Raw genomic sequence first — 16095 nt, forward strand, 5'->3', positions numbered from 1 at the left:
CAGATTTGTACGCCTCGGTGCCACGACACTCGTCTCTCCAGGCGCCGGACGTCCGCATGCTCGGGTCAGTCGACTCGAGCAACCGACGTGATGCGATGGAGTGTGAATCGCCGAAGGCTGCCGCTAGAGGGGTCGAACGCGTCGAGTTGGCCGCCTCCGACGTTCACGGGATCGACGATGCGGTGCGACGCGATGCCCTGCGCATCGACATAGCCGATGGTGACACTGGCTCGCTCTCGCGCTGCGGCGGCGAGAAGGGCGACGGTCGCGGCGCTGCCTTCTCGAGAGCCGTCGGAGCGGATGCCGCCCGAGCTCTGAGCCGATGCGGCCAGATCGCCTGCCCGCAAAGTCCGGACCGCGGAGGCGAGTTGGGCATCGGTTGGGGTTGCGGGTGTTCTGCCGGTCGTGGCCCTGCGGCGCGTCGACACGCGTGCACCACGCACTCGTAGGTCGACGAGAGCGCCGGACGCATCCTCACCTGCAGGCGCGAAGCCTGCTGCCCGCAGTTCGCCGAGCACCGAACGCAGGGGCGCCTGCGAGACCGCAACGGTCGGTGCCAACGCCCGCAGAGCCAGGGAGGCGGCCACTGGCGACGCGAGGACCTCCGCGAGCAGTGCGGGATCCTCACAGCGCACGAATGACGCCGCGACACCGGCCCTCAATCGTCCGTGTCGCCTCGCGACGTCGTCGATCAGGTACGACAGCGACTGCGGGACAGGTGTGCGTGACCGAGTGGAGAACAGGCTGTGCAGTTCTGCCGCAGTCATGCCGATGTCGAGCGCGCGTCGGATGCTGGACTCGCTGACCCGGTACATTGACGCGGCACCAGCTGACTCGATGTCGGCGACCAGGGTGATCTGCTCGAGCAGCTCGGGGATCAGCGGACCTGGGGCGACTACCGTCAGGTCGGCTTGCACGAGCACGTGGTCGACAGGCTCGGGGAGGGACGAGTGCATTTCGGCTACTGCATCGCCGCCGTGCAAGAGGGCCCGGCCCGGTGAACTGAGGGCCCCGCGGGCGATAAATCCGAGCGTCGCGGCCTCCTCCAGGGTGCGTTCCACCGCGTGGACCCGAATCCTGGCGCCCCAGCGAGGACGACGCCATGCCAGTAGTCGACTTACCTCAGCGGCGTCCGCCGACTGTCCGCTGTCGAAGTCGGCCAGCAGTCCCAGGATCGCTTGCCGATCGCGAGGTGCGGAGGGCACGCGCACTTCTTCGGAGAGGGCGGCCACCGGTTTGTCGTTGGCATCGCGCATCCCGATCAACCATGGCATGCGCGGCATCGCCAGCCAGGCTTCGGCGAGGGCGTGCCACCGCCGGGCGGCCGGCGAATGCAGCCAGTTGTCGACGGGCGCGGCCGGGGCCCAGTAACTCTCCGCACCGTCCTGTGCCGGTACCGGGTCTGGGATGCCGTGGGCGATCAGTCCTGCGGCTGAGAGAACTTCGACGAGGAGGCTCAGTCGGTTCTCGTCGATGCCTGTCGTCTTGGATATGCGCCGCAGCTCACGAACCCCCAGGCCGCCGGCTCGCAACGCGGGGGCCGGGGCCTGGCCGAGAGCCTTGACCACGTCCTCGCAGTGGCGAACCAGTTCAAGTGCCTCGCCTGCAGCCGTTGCATTGACGTCGGCTGGTTTGTGCTTGCGCCCCGTCACCTTCGGTGGAGTGAGCGAAGTGATGTCGAAGACGGCCTCCCCGCGTAGGACCTGCCGCACTTGGTGGTGCAGTTCGACGGTCTCGTCGTCGATCCGGCGCAGCAGCCCTGCAGCGAGAAGCCGCTGGACGGGTCGGTCCGTCGGAGTTCCGGGGGCAGCGTCCCTGGTGCGTCCGATCGGACTCGACTTCGACAACGTCTCGAGGATCTCGCGCTCTACGGTCTGCAACCCGGCAAGCGCCGCATTGATCTCAGGTTCGTCGAGTGTCGCTGGGAGTTCGGCTCCGTGCCCGATGCGCCACGGGATGGTGGACGTTACCGAAGGAACGATGCGAAGCGCGGTCTTGTCGCCCCAGACGAGTGCGAGCGACCGGAGGTTCTGCAGGGCTGAGTCGACGGACTTCCTCGTCGCCCGAGAACCCACGGCCTCCTGCAGAGTGTCCCGTGACACCCCGGACTCGTCGGCGTGTTCGAGGGCGAGGAGTTCGAGAATGGCGAAGTCCACGGCGGTGAGATCGTCTGCCGCGCGTGCCACCGAGGCCCGCTGTTCGGCACGTCCGGCAAGAACTTCGATGGTCGCGGGCGGTGGTACCGTCAGGTCGGGACGCATGCGCAGCAGATCCATCAGTTCGGCATCGCTGAATGCGGACAACCACCCGGCGAAGCTCACACCGCGGCCCACATCGGCGGCGGCGGTGTTCGTGGTGTCATCGGTGTCGGTCATCGACTATCAGATTAGTTCTCCAGAGCGGTCGTACCCCGTCCTGGGCCAAAAAACATGCTGCTCCCGACACGCTGAGGGCCCGAAGTCGAGACCTGGGCTGTACGCCTGCGCGCGCCCCTGTCAAAATGACTCCGTGGCTAACAATTCGAAGAAGCAATATGTGGATCCCGGGTGGCCTGAAACCGCCGATGGGGATCAGGCCGTGACCGAGCTGTCGTCGACTCGTGCAGGCGGACTGTCCCCGTTCGGTGAGGACACCGAATTCCCGTTGCCTCCGGAGTCGCTGCCGTACGCACACCCGTACACAGTGATCAACCGCTGACCCAGAAAATGAAGCGAGGCCCGCACGGGATTGGTGCGGGCCTCTCCTCTGCGAGGACGCGTTCCAAATGACGTGTCTTGTCACGCTGCAGAATCTTCGACAGGCCTGATTCCCTCGAGGACGGGCAGTCGGCGGGTGTTGTTCGAGTCGGCCACACCCGGACCCAGGTTCGCCTCGTCAATCGACCTTGTTCGACACCAACGCCTCGGCACTCCACCTCGGCGCCTGAATTACTGGCCGAAACCCCTGAGCATCTTGCCGATCTCTTCCGCGATCGCGATTGCACTCTGGAATGCGTCCGCGGTGTCGGCCGGGCCCCCCATCTGGATGTCGGGTGGATCCTGGTTTTCTGTGTCCTCCAGCGCTGAGGTGCCGGGGGTGTTCTGTGCCTGGTTGAGCAGGTTCTGGGTCGTGGAGGTCCCGGACTCCTCGGTCTCGGATATCTCGCGCACGGTTGTGGGGGCGCTCCGCTGGGTGGGGGCGCTGTTCAGGCCGAGGCTCGACGAGCAGGATGGCCATGCGCCCCAGCCCTGGGATTCGAGAACCCTCTCGGCGACGACGATCTGCTGCTCGCGTGAGGCCTCGTTCGCGGTGGGCGCGTACTGGGTTCCGCCGTTCCCGGACCAGGTGGACGGTGCGAACTGGAGGCCACCCTGGTAACCGTTTCCGGTGTTGATGGCCCAGTTTCCGCCGGACTCGCATTGTGCAAGGCGGTCCCAGTCGGAGTCTGACGCCGCGTTCGCGGTGCCAGAAAATGCTGCTCCGCCCCCACCCACGATCACGCCGGTGATGGCGACTTTGGCGACGGTGCGACCGGTGCAGCTCGGCTTGCGATGGCGTCCACGGGTGATAGTCGAGATCATGGTGGTCTGGTGATCCTCTCTACACGCGCCTGCGAGGTCAGCTGTCGGGTTCGGGCTGAGAGGTCGCCCGGCTCGCCCCTCACTGGCTGGAGAGGCTCTGGCTTCACCCCAAGGTCCGAACATGCGTGACACATTCGGACCGGTGTCCATCTGGAAACTATTGTTCCCAAAGGACATTGGGTTCCCCGTCCCCGTCCTTGGAAAGTTTCGTCGGGAATCCGACACCCGCCGGACGAGGCTTGGCGCGGCGGCTCGGATGTGGCCGATCTCCTCGACCAGTGACGAAGGTAACGGCGCTGCTGCAGTGTCACCAGCTCGACTGAGCAACGTGTCTGTGCTCTCCACGCGAAGTGCCGTTCAGGTACACCGAGCTCTTTCCAGCTAGTTGCAATGGCGAGGCGTGCTCATCGACGTTCTCACCGGCCACTCGGTTCTGTGAGGAAGGTCACACTTGAAGGATCGGTGCGAATGTCGTGTCGGCTCCCGGTTGATAGCGAGCCCACGGTCCGACGAAGAAAGGCCGTGCACCAGATCGGTGCACGGCCCCTTTCGAGCGAATTGTCAGAACTACTGCGGAAGCAGCGCCTTGTTCGTCTCGATGAAGTCCAGGATCTGAGGATCGATCTCGAAGCCCTGAGCCTGGACGGCCTCGATGGCGGAGTCGATCATGTCTGAGAACTGCAATGCCCTGGGCGCGTTTTGCAGCGGCTCTGGGGCTTGGGGGGCCTCTTCCACCGGCGCAGGGGCGTTGCGCTGGGTGGGGGCGCTGTTCAGGCCGAGGCTCGAGGAACATGATGGCCATGCGCCCCAGCCCTGGGTTTCGAGAACCCTCTCGGCGACGACGATCTGCTGCTCGCGCGAGGCCTGGTATGCGGTGGCGGCGTACTCGGTTCCGCCGTGTCCAGCCCAGGTGGTCGGCGAGAACTGGAGGCCGCCGTGGTAACCGTTTCCGGTGTTGATGCCCCAGTTTCCGCCGGACTCGCATTGTGCAAGGCGGTCCCAGTCGGAGTCTGGCGCCGCATTCGCGGTTCCGGAAAATGCTGCTCCGCTCACACCCACGATCGCGCTGGTGACTGCGACCTTGGCGACGGTGCGACCGGTGTTACTCGGTTTGCGATGACGTCCGCTCATTGTGGTCGAGATCCTCTCTACACGCGCCTGCGAGGTCAGCTGTCGGGTTCGGGCTGAGAGGTCGCCCGGCCTCGCCCCTCACTGGCTGGAGAGGCTCTGGCTTCACCCCAAGGTCCGAATATGCGTGACACATTCGGGCCGGTGTCCATCTGAGAACTTGCGTTCCCTGGAGGACTGTGGGTCCCCCGTCCTCGTCCCTGAAATGCTTCGTCGGGAATCCGATACCCGCGGGACGAGGCTTGGCGCGGCGGGTCGGACGTGGCCGATGTTTCCTCGACCGGGGATGACCGTAATCGGAGGAAGCCGCGATGTCACTATTTGATAACGCCGCATGTCTGCGGCCGCTGTCCGGTCTCGTTTGGGTAAATCCGGACTCTGCCCTGCTAGTCGGGGTGCACGCGATTACCCAAGGGCTCGTCACCCTTCTGTTATCCCGCCGTTATGTGACTAGTTTCACATCAATGACGTATGTCGACTATGTCTTTGCCGAGGGGCATGAGTGAAACGGGGATCATCTTGAGGTTCGCGGCGGCAAGTGGAATACCGATGACGGTGATTGCCATGGCGAACGCGGTGATTATGTGGCCGATCGCGAGCCACAGGCCCGCGACGATGAACCAGATGACGTTGCCGATCAGCGATCCCACGCCGGCCGTGGGCTTGTTGACCACGGTTTTGCCGAACGGCCACAGCGCGTAGACACCCACCCGAAACGATGCGATGCCGAAAGGGATGGTGATGATCAAGAGGCAGCAGATGATGCCGGCGACGAAATATCCCAGTGCCAGCCAAAGGCCGCCGAAGACGAGCCAGATGACATTGAGTAGCAGTCTCATGATCGCTCCCCCTGGTCGGTGGTAGGCGTCGGTGGGCGGGGATCGTTCAACGTGCGCGCCTGCCCTGCATCAACGCCACGACGATCCCGAGTAGGAATCCGATCGGGCAGGCAAGGGCGATGAGATACAGAACGAGGCCAGGCTTGCTGTCGGACAAGATAGGAGTCAGGAAGATGGCAACGATGGCCACGAAGCCGAGCACGAACAGGATGATCGCGACCCGCAGAAGGCCGGCGCCGGTTCGAACCGGGGCAGTTGTGTTTTCAGGAGTCGGTTCGTGAGCCACAATTTGCAACGATAGTGCCTGGAAAGTCGAATGCTGGATAGGGTCAGTGCGAGGTAGACTGTGACTGCTGCGCGTCCCGCACCACAGGTGGGGCGCGCTGTTTTGCATACTGCATACCAGTACAACGAAATGCACTTCAAGGGATGAGCGGGTGAACGCGGTGCCGACCGGCAAGGTGAAGTGGTACGACGTCGAAAAGGGTTTCGGCTTTCTGTCGCAGGAGGAGGGCGAGGACGTCTATGTGCGTTCGTCCGCCCTGCCCGACGGCGTCGAGGGCCTCAAAGCCGGTCAACGTGTCGAGTTCGGTATGGCAGCCGGACGCCGTGGCCCTCAAGCGTTGAGCCTGAAGGTGCTGGGCCCGGCACCTTCGGTGCGCCAGAACGCTGCGCGCAAAGAGCCTGCTGCCAAGAAACACTCGCCGGATGAGCTCCACGGCATGGTGGAGGACATGATCACCCTGCTCGAGGCGAAGGTGCAACCAGATCTACGCAGGGGAAAGTACCCGGACCGCAAGACGGCCCAACGGATCTCCGAGGTAGTTCGGGCTGTCGCCCGCGAACTCGACAGCTGACCGCAGTTAGTCGGCACCAACTCCAGTCAAGCGTGTTCAGGCCGTCTTGATCGACCAGACGGCCCGGGCATGCGGGAGTCCCTCCTCGTCGACGACCGCAGAGGGCAACTGAATCTCGACGCCTGCCAGCTGCAGTTCTTCCGACGACGGCACAGTGACGGCATGGGTCTCACCGGCGCGGTGCGTCTGTTCCATGATGATGGCGTTCCCAGACGGATCCTCGTAGATGGCGAAGAGGCGCCACGGAGCGTTGACGATTTCTGGTGGCATCGACAGTTGCAGGGGATACCCAGGGGGAACGTCGAGTTCCGTGATCCCGCCGCCTGCGCAGTCCTCGAGGTACAGATTGCAGTACCCCAGGGGTACAACCCGCTCGGTTCGGTCGTGCGCGAAGGCCGTGATCTCGGGCAGTCTGGGCGGAAGGTTGCGGACGAGTGCGTAGACGACTCCGGCAACAGCCACCAGGACCACCAACAGCCCGACTGTGGACAACGCCAGGATCCTCTTGGTACGCGCCTGCATGCTCACTTACTTAACACTTCCTGTCGATCGGCCGGCACTGTGGGTCGAGAGAGATTCGGTCACTTCTTGTTCTGCCAAGTTGGGGCGTCTTCCTCCGAGCCCTGGCAAGAGGGTGTTCCCACGATAAGTGAGGATGGTCTGGGCGAGCCCGACAGTCATGATGGCTGACACCACCGTGAATCCGATCCAATACTCGGTAGGCAGCAGGACACCCAGCGCACCACCGACAACCCAGCTCAACTGGAGAACAGTCTCGGATCGCCCGAATCCGGAAGCGATGGACTCTTCGGGGAGATCGTGCTGAAGCGATGCGTCCAGAGAAACCTTGGCCAGCGCGCTCGCCGCCGCCGCGACGAGGGTCGCCAGCGCGGCAGTCATCAAGTTGTCGGTGACGGCCGCGATGACGGCGATGATCCATACCGCGGCGGTACACCGGATGACGATCATCGCGGGACGCCCGAGCTTCAGCCTGGCGCCCGCTGCGTTCCCGGTGAAGTTACCGATAGCGGCGGCCGCGCCGACGAGTCCGAGCATCGCTGCCTGAACGAGAGGTTCGTGGTCTGTCCGAGATTTTGCGACGAACGCGATGTACAGCGTCAAGAATCCCGTGAGGATCCGGATGGTGCTGTTACCCCATAGTCCGGCGATCACCGCGCGGCCCAGCGGCTGTCTGCGTTTGGCTGCCTTCGTGGTGGTCGGGATGTCGGTTTGCATCCTGCGGGTACGGCTGATGACCTCGGTCTCCCGGTCGTCACCGTGATACGTGAGGGTGGCCGGAACTTCGCCCTCGGTCACCTCCACCCACGACGGAATCCGCATGCTGAGGTAAGCGCCGAACACGGTGATTACCGCTGCCAGCCACAGTGCGCCGACCGAATCGGCCACGAAAGCCAAACCGGCGGCAATGGCACCGGCGCCGATGGTGCCGCCTATGAGTCCGAACACGGTGAGCCGCGAGTTGACTCGCACGAGGTCGATCTCGGGTGGCAGAACACGCGGAGTCACTGCGCTCTTGAGTACCGAGAACGATTTGCTGAGCACCATCATGCCCAGCGCGGCCGGGTAGAGCACCCAGCTGTCGAAATTGAAGACGAGAACGACCACAAGGACGGTCCGCAGTCCGAAAGACGTGGCGAGAGCGACCCGTCGGCCATGCTGCAGCCGGTCGAGCATCGGGCCGATCAGCGGGGCGATCACCGCGAACGGGGCGATCGTGATGAGCAGGTACAGCGCGACCTTGGTCTTGTCCTCACCCGTTGCGGCGGAGAAGAACAGGGTGTTGGCGAGGGCCACCGCAACGGCAGCGTCGGTTGCGAAGTTGGCCATGACCGCGTAGGTGAGCGCGGTGAGACCCGACTTGTCCGCACCATCCGCTTTCGCCGCGCGATGGAATGTCGCAATGCCCCTGTTGGTCAGTTCGCGGCTTCGCATCGCCGCCACCCTCGTGACTGTGAGCTTGCGTGGCATCGGAGGCGCTTTGGGTGGGTTCGCGGAGTCATCGTCTGCCGGCGTGCGCGATTCGCCGCGGACAGGGTGAAGGGGAGGAAGCGGCGAGCGTCTACCGGTCACGCGGGCTGAGGGCGGCAAGCGTTGGGCTCCCACACGGGCCGCAGGAGGATACTTGTCGTAGCCGGGATGGTCGGTGGGCCCGGACTTCTCGTCCGGAGCCCAGCCGCCGTCCGAGTCGTAGGGTTCGCGCGGTCCGGTCACCCTTCAATTCTGTCCTAGTCGGGCGATGAATGATGGGGCAACCCCAGGCGATGCTGGTCACTTCGGCCTGTCAGGAAACGAACCGCACCTCGTACATGCGCGGCCAGTACTTTCCCGTGAGCAGGAAGCGGTCGGTCCCCGGAATCTGGGCGATGCCGTTGAGGACGTCGATGGGACGTGGGCCCGGTGGAAGCGCTGCACGCAGGGCGGAGGCATCTATCAGTGCGGTCACCCGGCCGTCGGCTGGATCAAGGCGGGCAACGGTGTCCGTGGTCCACACGTTTGCATAGATAGAGCCGTCTTCGGCGCACTCGAGTTCGTTGAGATTGGTCAACGGAATCCCGTTCCGCATCGCCTCGACAGTGCGGAAGGGTTCGAATGTCACGGGGTCGCGGAATGTGAGGGTTGGTGAACCGTCGCTGGTGACGAGAGCATCAGGCAACGCGCAGATGCCCCATCCCTCGCCGTCGAACGGGACACGCCGCTGCTCGGCCAGGGTGGCGCGATCCCGAACGATGGCGAAGCCGTCGCGCCAAGTCAACTGCCAGACGACGCCGTCGCTCACCGTGATGCCTTCCCCGAACAGCGGCGGCGGCAGGTCTGCTCTTGCGCGGACGATGCCGCTGTCGAGATCGGTTGCCTGAATCCAGGATTCACCTGGCCGCCCCGTTCCCTCCAGCAAATCGTTGCCGTCGATCTCGAGCCCCTGAGTAAAGGCGTTCGGATCATGGTCGAGGGTTCGGAGTATTTCGACGTGCATGTCCGCGGCAGACACACCCGAAGAAGCGGGACTCTGCGGAGCGCAGGCAGTGGCTACCCACACCATCGTGAGCAGGGCTGCGACGAGGTTCCTGCAACCGGTCATCACACCAGCATGACAGCCCAGGTGGGTGCGGGCTTGCGTTGGTGCGGCAAACTGGTGGTGTGAGTGTTGCTTCTTCCGACGAGCACGCAGTGGTGCGTCCCGTACTGGTCGACTCCGTCGAGCTTGCCCGTACCGCATTGGTCGAGCTGCAAGACGGGGGAGTCGGCGAGTATCTGGATACGTCGTACGAGGACGAGTGCTCCGCGGCTCACCGTTTCGTTGCCGACCTTCCGGGCTACCGGGGCTGGCAATGGGTGGTGGTTGTGGCGGCCCACCCTGAATCGGATCGGGCCACTGTCAGTGAAATCGCCCTCCTCCCCGGACCCGATGCGCTGGTCGCGCCGAAGTGGATTCCGTGGGACCAGCGAATCCGCCCAGGTGACTTGTCTGCGGGTGACCTACTGGCACCTCCACCCGGTGACCCGCGGCTGGTGCCGGGTTACGTCGCGAACGGTGACCCGGAGGTCGACGAGGTCGCGCTCGAGCTGGGCTTCGGCCGCAGACAGGTGATGAGTCTCGAAGGTCGTTTGGATGCGGCTCAGCGATGGCACGACGGCGACTTCGGGCCGAACTCCGAGATGGCCAAGGCTGCGCCTTCGACGTGCGAGCTGTGTGGGTTCTATCTTCCGCTCGCGGGTTCGATGCACTCTTCATTCGGGGTGTGCGGCAACGAGATGGCTGCCGACGGGCATGTCGTCCACGCAAACTACGGGTGCGGAGCGCACTCCGACACCATATTGCCGTCGGGCTCGGGTTCCCCGCAGTACGGCGCCTACGACGACGGCGCCATCGAAGTCGTCGAACAATCCAAGACCGAACAGCCTGAGGTCGAACAGCCCAAGACCGAAGCCGAGGCGGGGCAGCCCGAGGCTGAAATCGAGGCAGAACAGCTCGAGACAGAACAACCCAAGATCGAGGCCGAGGCAGAACGGCCTGAGGCTGAAACCGAGGCAGAACAGCCCAGGGTCGAGGCCGAGGCAGAACAGCCCCGGGATGAAGTCGAGGCTTCTGCCCAGTCGGCGGAGGACTCCGCATCGACCAGCTAGCCGACCCTTTCGGCACCCGGGCGCTGCGTGATTCGACGCTGCTTGCCTGGCGCACGTCCCCCACCCGGCTGCGCGAGGATGTCGCCGCTGAGTCCGATCTCGCCCGCGCCGGCTATCGTGACCGCCTTCTGACCGAACTGGCGCAGAACGCCGCTGATGCTGCCGCCCGCGCTGAAGTGCCGGGTGAGCTGTTCGTTCGCCTCGACGGACGTGTTCTGACGGTGTCCAACACCGGTGCCCCGCTGGACGAGCGAGGGGTCCAGGCGCTGGTGGCATTGCGAGCGTCGAACAAGGTCGATGGAACAGTAGGCCGTTTCGGTGTCGGCTTCACGGCTGTGCTTTCGGTGAGCGATGAGATCGAGATTCGATCGACTTCCGGTTCCATCCTGTTCTCCGCCGAGCGAACACGATCCAGCCTCGAAGCGGACTTCGGGGCAGACCCCGGACCGATTGTGCCTGTCCTCCGACTGGCGTGGCCAACCGACAAGCGCCCCACGCCTGGTGTGACCTCGGAGATCGTGTTGACTCTGCGCGATGATGTACACGCGGAGTCGTTGCTGGCACACATGACACGCGAGGCCGGCGACTTACTGCTCGAGCTTCCGGCGCTCGTCTCGATCGAGGTGGGTGACAGGCAGTTTCGCCGAATCGAGCGTTCGTTGGATTCTGGGCTGACTGAGGTCGCGATCGGCGAAGACCGATGGTGGCAGTCTGAATCCGAGCGTGCGCGCTGGCTGGTTCCGGTCCACGACGGTGTCGTCTCGCCGGTATCCGAGGACGTCTTGCGCGCACCGACGCGGTCCGACGAGGCTCTGTCGATACCTGCGATCATCATTGCCGACATCACCATGCAACCCGACCGCAGGCGCGTAATGCCCGGCGTCGCGATCGCCCCGGTGGCCTCTGGGTACGCCGAGTTCGTGGCCGCCCTTCCGCCGGATCAGCGAGTGTCGATGGTTCCGGTCCCGGCGTTCGCGCGAGGTCGAGTGGACTCGGTGCTGCGTGAACACCTGGTCGCCGAACTCCGGGAGAAGCCTTGGTTGCCAACTGTGGGAGGCAAGGACAGGGCACCCAACCGGGCCTCGGTTGTGCCGGGGCTCACCGACGAGTTGGCCGAACTTCTCGCGGAGCTCGTCGATGGCCTGGTCGTCCCGGATCTGTCGGGCCCACGGTGGTCGCTTGCCCTGGCAGCCGTCGACACCCACCGAATCGGCCTCGCCCGCATTGTCGAGCTCCTCAGTGGCATCGATCGCGAACCTGCTTGGTGGCAAAGTCTTTACGGCGCACTCGAACCACTCGCAGTCGATGCGGTCGCCGCCGAGGAATTGGCCTCCATCCCGGTTCCGCTGTCCGACGGCCGCACCGTCACCGGTCCGCGAACGGTGTTGGTGGGACGCGACATCGACTGTGCCTCGGGGGTTACCTGGACGAGGCTCGTACACCCTGATGCAGCGCATCCGCTGCTGTCACGGCTCGGCGCGAAGACCGCGACGGCGGTCGACCTTCTATGCGACCCGGCACTGCGGATCGCGATCGAAGATATCGACCACGACGATCAGCCGGCGGCGGAGGAACTGTCGTCCGTCGTGCTCGCGCTCGCCGGGCGCGCCGATCCCGCGTCGTTGCCGTCGTGGCTCGGACAATTGCTTCTTCCGTCCGCCGACGGTGGACTGCGCAGCGCCGATGAATTGCTGTTGCCCAATGCGCCACTCGCAGAGGTCTTGGTGGACGATTCGCCGTTTTCTCGGGTGGATGCGTCGTTCGCTGGACGTGTAGGTGAAGACGCGCTCCGGGCCGTAGGTGTGGGCTGGGGATTCACCGTGTTGCGCGTGGAACTTCCCAGCGGTCCCGATCACGACCTCGACGAAGAGGACCTGTGGTGGGAGACGCTCGACGACGACCCCGAGCGTATCGAGGCGGTCCGAGACCTCGACCTGGTGGACGACAACTCCTGGCCGCAGGCGTTGACGATGCTCGCCCGCGATCCACTCATCCGGCCCCTGCTCTCTGATCGCACCGGCTATACGGCATGGTGGCTGCGTCACAACGCCGAGTTGAGCGGTCAGACCCTGGGCCTGCTTCGTGGAGCCGAAGATGGCACCTTCGCCGGCCTGCTCGACCAAGTTGACCACCCGGAGTCCTCGGTGTTGTCAGCGGCGTTGGCTCCCGCAACGGTCGACTCTCCTCGCCTTGCACAACTGCTCCTGGACCGACTGGCGGATTCGCGTCGTGAGCCGACCCCGGCGGTGATCGCTCGCGCTCATCGGCTTCTCGCCGCCGCTGTCGCCACACATGTTCTCGATCTCGAGGAACTCCATCTCCCCGCACATGTGCGTAGTCTCACCGGCGCGCTGATCGATCCGGATATCGCACTGGTGTTGGACCAACCCTGGCTCGCCGCCGCAGTGCCCCACGACCGTCTTGTGGTCGGCAGCATGGAGACCGCTGACGCGCTCGCCGATCTCCTCGACATACCCCTGGCATCCGCAGCGGTCCACGGAGTCGTCAGCAGTTCCGGTCGAGAGTCGTCGTGGGAATGCGAGCCCGCCGCAATCCTCGCGTTCGACATGCTCGGCCGGACGCTCCCCGAGGGGATCCTGTTCGTCCATCCACGGCTCACCGTGCGACTGAGCGGCGCGATCGAAGCAGAGGTGGCGGTTCCCTGGTGGGTGGACGAAGGTGGGACCGTACATTGCTCTGCGACGTGGAGCGGGCAAACGTGGGGTGGTTCCGGTGTCACTTGATCAGAACGTGTTCGAAAGTGTGGTCGGCGACCGAACTGCGTGGCTGATCGACTTCGCGTTCGTCGTCACGGACACCGGGGGAACCGCCGCTGTCTTGATCGCGTCGGCGGTCCTGACCGTCTCCCTTGTGCTGCGGGCTCGCAACCGAGAAGCCATACTCGTGGCCGGCGCCATGCTGTCGGGTCTCGCCGTGATGACCGGACTCAAGAATCTGTACGAGAGACCGCGTCCACCCCTGCCGGAACGGCTGATCGAGACCTCGACCTACTCGTTCCCCTCGGGTCACGCCATGCTGACGGCCATCCTTGTCTGCGTAATCATGGCTCTGACCCTCCGGATGGTGCTGGAGCGGTACGTGCGGGTAGCGCTTGTGACGCTGCTAGTCCTGTATACGTTCGCAGTCGGATTCTCGCGGATCTATCTCGCGGCGCACTGGACGACTGACGTGCTCGCCGGGTGGGCATTCGGTGTGCTTTGGGCGGCGGTCTGGATCTTCTCAACTCGCCCCCTACTCGGTCGCGCCAAACTTGGTCGCGACCGCCGCAGCCACGTCTAGAGCAGTCCCTGTTGTGCCCCCCGGCTTCCACGCCGGGCCGCACGCCTCTGCAACGCGAACAATCCGTAGCCGAGGCATCCGACGACGACCCCGGCGATGGTTGTCGGGAGTGCATTTGCCCACCGGTCGCCCGTGACAATCACCACCCCGGCTGCGGCTGCCCAGGCCAGTGTTCCCAGGATCAGTGCAGGTCGCGGGTCGGCGAGGCGTTGAGTCAGGGTCGGGCTGCCTGTGGTCTCCTTCACGAAGGGAACCTTACCCCCGCCGACGTGCCCTAACCTCCATGTGCGACGCGCGACTTCAGGCGAGGAATTGGGAACTATGGGAACGACTCCAAAACTGCTCGACAACTACTTCAAGATCACAGAGCGTGGTTCGACGGTAGGTGCGGAGGTCCGCGGTGGAGTGGTCACGTTCGTGGCGATGGCTTACATCGTGGTGCTCAACCCACTCATCCTCGGCAGCTTCTCCCCGGATGACGCTGCCGCGAAAACCGATGTCCTCGGAAACATCCTCCCTGTGGACCAGTTGGCCGCCGTCACGGCCCTCGTTGCGGGGTTGATGAGCATCATCTTCGGTGTCGTCGCCAACTATCCCTTCGCTATCGCCGCCGGCTTGGGCATCAACAGTCTTCTCGCCGTTACGATTGCCCCGCAGGTCACCTGGCCGGAGGCGATGGGGCTCGTGGTCATCGACGGCGTCATCATCGTCGTGTTGGCACTCACCGGCTTCCGGACCGCTGTGTTCAACGCCATTCCGCCCGAGCTGAAATCCGCGATCGCCGCCGGTATCGGCTTGTTCATCGCCTTCATCGGTCTCGTCGATGCCGGGTTCGTGCGCCGAATCCCGGATGCTGCAGGAACCACAGTCCCGGTGGGACTGGGGATCAATGGATCGATCTCCTCCTGGCCGACTGCCACGTTCGTGTTCGGTCTACTGCTGATGGGCATTCTGGTGGTGCGCAAGGTACGCGGTGGTCTGTTGATCGGCATCGTCGTCACAACCGTGTTCGCCGCGATCATCGAGGCCGTGGGCAAGCTTGGACCGTCGATGGGCGTGAACCCCCAGGGCTGGAATCTCAGTGTCCCGGATGCCCCCGATGTGCTGGCCGAACTACCGGACCTCAGCCTGGTCGGCGACGTCAGCATCTTCGGAGCCTTCACCCGTATCGGTGTCCTCGCGGCCAGTCTGCTGGTATTCACCCTGGTGCTGGCGAACTTCTTCGATGCCATGGGCACGATGACAGGTCTCGGCAAAGAGGCCGGCCTCACCAACGAGAACGGCAACGTCCCCAACATTGGACGGGCGTTGGTCGTCGAGGGAGCAGGCGCAGTTGTCGGTGGCGGTGCGTCGGCGTCGTCCAACACGGTGTTCATAGAGTCAGCGTCGGGTATCACCGAGGGCGCCCGTACCGGACTGGCGAACGTGGTGACGGGCGTTCTGTTTCTGGGCGCGATGTTCCTCACCCCGCTCTACGAGGTCGTGCCCATCGAGGCGGCGGCACCAGCGCTGGTCGTGGTCGGTGCAATGATGATCAGCCAGGTTCGCGATATCGATTTCACCAAGTTCTCGATCGCGCTGCCCGCGTTTCTCACCATTGTCGTCATGCCGTTCACTTACTCGATCGCCAACGGCATCGGGGTCGGATTCATCTCCTGGGTCGTGCTTAACGCCGCAGGTGGCGGTGTCAGAAAGATCCATCCTCTGATGTGGGTCGTAGCGACGCTGTTCGTGGCTTACTTCACAGTCGAGCCAATCACCGCGGCGTTAACGTAAACGCACGCCCGCCTGTCCCGTATTGTCAGTGCAGTGACCACGGAAACCAGAGCACTCGCCAGCGACCTCGCCCTGGCTGTTGTGCGCCTCACCCGCCACCTGCGTGGGCGGCGCTTGGATGCCCAGGTCTCGCTCACTCAGTTGTCGGCTCTGGCCACCCTCTCGAGGGAGGGTGCCATGACACCGGGCAATCTGGCGGCCAAGGAAAAGGTGCAACCACCCTCGATGACCCGAGTCATCGCCTCACTGGTCGAACTCGGTCTGGTCGAGCGTGCACCGCACCCCACCGACGGACGCCAGATAATAGTCACCCTCACGGATGCGGGTCGCACGCTGATTGTCGACGAGACCCACGCTCGCGAGGCATGGATGAACGAGCAGTTGTCTGGACTCGACGACGACCAGCTGAAGGTCCTCCGCGACGCGGTCGGCATCATGACGTCCATCATCGCCAATTCCGAGTAGACCCGGCCTGGCTGGGGTAGCCCATCC

The 16095-nt window shown here is 64.3% G+C and carries 16 protein-coding genes and 2 riboswitches; of the genes, 7 read left to right on the forward strand and 9 right to left on the reverse strand.

Annotated features, from left to right (window positions below):
• Positions 1–65 precede the first annotated feature (65 nt).
• Positions 66–2375 carry a helicase-associated domain-containing protein gene (locus AB0I57_RS14220; protein WP_358336021.1) on the reverse strand — a complete coding sequence of 770 codons (2310 nt, stop codon included), beginning with the start codon at positions 2373–2375 and terminating at the stop codon, positions 66–68.
• 133 nt (positions 2376–2508) lie between these two features.
• Between AB0I57_RS14220 and AB0I57_RS14225 the strand changes: the two genes are divergently transcribed.
• On the forward strand, positions 2509–2697 hold the full coding sequence (locus tag AB0I57_RS14225; RefSeq protein WP_358336024.1) for a hypothetical protein: 189 nt from the start codon (positions 2509–2511) through the stop codon (positions 2695–2697).
• A 230-nt stretch (positions 2698–2927) separates the two neighbouring features.
• On the opposite strand, the gene AB0I57_RS14230 is transcribed toward AB0I57_RS14225, so the two are convergent.
• The 4 genes from AB0I57_RS14230 to AB0I57_RS14245 form a co-directional block, all read right to left on the reverse strand.
• Positions 2928–3560 (reverse strand): transglycosylase family protein, encoded by a 633-nt coding sequence (locus AB0I57_RS14230; RefSeq protein ID WP_358336027.1) that lies wholly within the window; start codon positions 3558–3560, stop codon positions 2928–2930.
• A 10-nt stretch (positions 3561–3570) separates the two neighbouring features.
• Positions 3571–3783, reverse strand: a riboswitch (cyclic di-AMP (ydaO/yuaA leader).
• A gap of 344 nt (positions 3784–4127) precedes the next feature.
• Positions 4128–4691, reverse strand: coding sequence for a resuscitation-promoting factor Rpf1 domain-containing protein (locus AB0I57_RS14235; RefSeq protein ID WP_358336030.1), 564 nt, complete (start codon positions 4689–4691; stop codon positions 4128–4130).
• A gap of 8 nt (positions 4692–4699) precedes the next feature.
• Positions 4700–4914: riboswitch (cyclic di-AMP (ydaO/yuaA leader) on the reverse strand.
• Between the two features lie 235 nt (positions 4915–5149).
• Entirely contained in the window at positions 5150–5527 is a 378-nt protein-coding gene (locus AB0I57_RS14240) for a YccF domain-containing protein (protein WP_358336033.1), read from the reverse strand.
• Between the two features lie 46 nt (positions 5528–5573).
• Entirely contained in the window at positions 5574–5813 is a 240-nt protein-coding gene (locus AB0I57_RS14245; protein ID WP_358336036.1) for a hypothetical protein, read from the reverse strand.
• Positions 5814–5973: 160 nt separating this feature from the next.
• On the opposite strand from AB0I57_RS14245, the gene AB0I57_RS14250 reads away from it, so the two are divergent.
• Positions 5974–6384, forward strand: coding sequence for a cold-shock protein (locus tag AB0I57_RS14250; RefSeq protein WP_358336444.1), 411 nt, complete (start codon positions 5974–5976; stop codon positions 6382–6384).
• A 36-nt stretch (positions 6385–6420) separates the two neighbouring features.
• Here AB0I57_RS14250 and AB0I57_RS14255 read toward each other — a convergent pair whose 3' ends face one another.
• From AB0I57_RS14255 to AB0I57_RS14265, 3 genes are all read right to left on the reverse strand, one after another.
• Complete coding sequence (locus AB0I57_RS14255) at positions 6421–6906, reverse strand: DUF2771 domain-containing protein (protein WP_358336447.1); 486 nt, start codon at positions 6904–6906, stop codon at positions 6421–6423.
• A gap of 6 nt (positions 6907–6912) precedes the next feature.
• Complete coding sequence (locus AB0I57_RS14260) at positions 6913–8616, reverse strand: MFS transporter (protein ID WP_358336038.1); 1704 nt, start codon at positions 8614–8616, stop codon at positions 6913–6915.
• 70 nt (positions 8617–8686) lie between these two features.
• Positions 8687–9481: a glutaminyl-peptide cyclotransferase gene (locus AB0I57_RS14265; protein ID WP_358336041.1), complete on the reverse strand. Its 795-nt coding sequence runs from the start codon at positions 9479–9481 to the stop codon at positions 8687–8689.
• Between the two features lie 38 nt (positions 9482–9519).
• Here AB0I57_RS14265 and AB0I57_RS14270 point away from each other — a divergent pair, with 38 nt between their 5' ends.
• The 3 genes from AB0I57_RS14270 to AB0I57_RS14280 all read left to right on the forward strand — a co-directional run bounded on the left by AB0I57_RS14270 (position 9520) and on the right by AB0I57_RS14280 (position 13827).
• Complete coding sequence (locus AB0I57_RS14270; protein ID WP_358336044.1) at positions 9520–10527, forward strand: DUF3027 domain-containing protein; 1008 nt, start codon at positions 9520–9522, stop codon at positions 10525–10527.
• A gap of 176 nt (positions 10528–10703) precedes the next feature.
• Complete coding sequence (locus AB0I57_RS14275) at positions 10704–13271, forward strand: ATP-binding protein (protein ID WP_358336047.1); 2568 nt, start codon at positions 10704–10706, stop codon at positions 13269–13271.
• Positions 13261–13827, forward strand: coding sequence for a phosphatase PAP2 family protein (locus tag AB0I57_RS14280; protein ID WP_358336050.1), 567 nt, complete (start codon positions 13261–13263; stop codon positions 13825–13827). The genes AB0I57_RS14275 and AB0I57_RS14280 overlap by 11 nt, the downstream gene beginning before the upstream one ends.
• On the opposite strand, the gene AB0I57_RS14285 is transcribed toward AB0I57_RS14280, so the two are convergent.
• Positions 13824–14072, reverse strand: coding sequence for a DUF2530 domain-containing protein (locus tag AB0I57_RS14285; RefSeq protein ID WP_358336053.1), 249 nt, complete (start codon positions 14070–14072; stop codon positions 13824–13826). The two genes, AB0I57_RS14280 and AB0I57_RS14285, sit on opposite strands and share 4 nt — an antisense overlap.
• 76 nt (positions 14073–14148) lie before the next feature.
• On the opposite strand from AB0I57_RS14285, the gene AB0I57_RS14290 reads away from it, so the two are divergent.
• Both AB0I57_RS14290 and AB0I57_RS14295 read left to right on the forward strand, forming a co-directional pair.
• Complete coding sequence (locus AB0I57_RS14290; RefSeq protein WP_358336056.1) at positions 14149–15603, forward strand: NCS2 family permease; 1455 nt, start codon at positions 14149–14151, stop codon at positions 15601–15603.
• A 33-nt stretch (positions 15604–15636) separates the two neighbouring features.
• Positions 15637–16068 (forward strand): MarR family transcriptional regulator, encoded by a 432-nt coding sequence (locus AB0I57_RS14295; protein ID WP_358336059.1) that lies wholly within the window; start codon positions 15637–15639, stop codon positions 16066–16068.
• Positions 16069–16095: the final 27 nt, after the last annotated feature.

Source organism: Rhodococcus sp. NPDC049939 (genome assembly GCF_040656415.1).
GTDB lineage: Bacteria > Actinomycetota > Actinomycetes > Mycobacteriales > Mycobacteriaceae > Rhodococcus_F.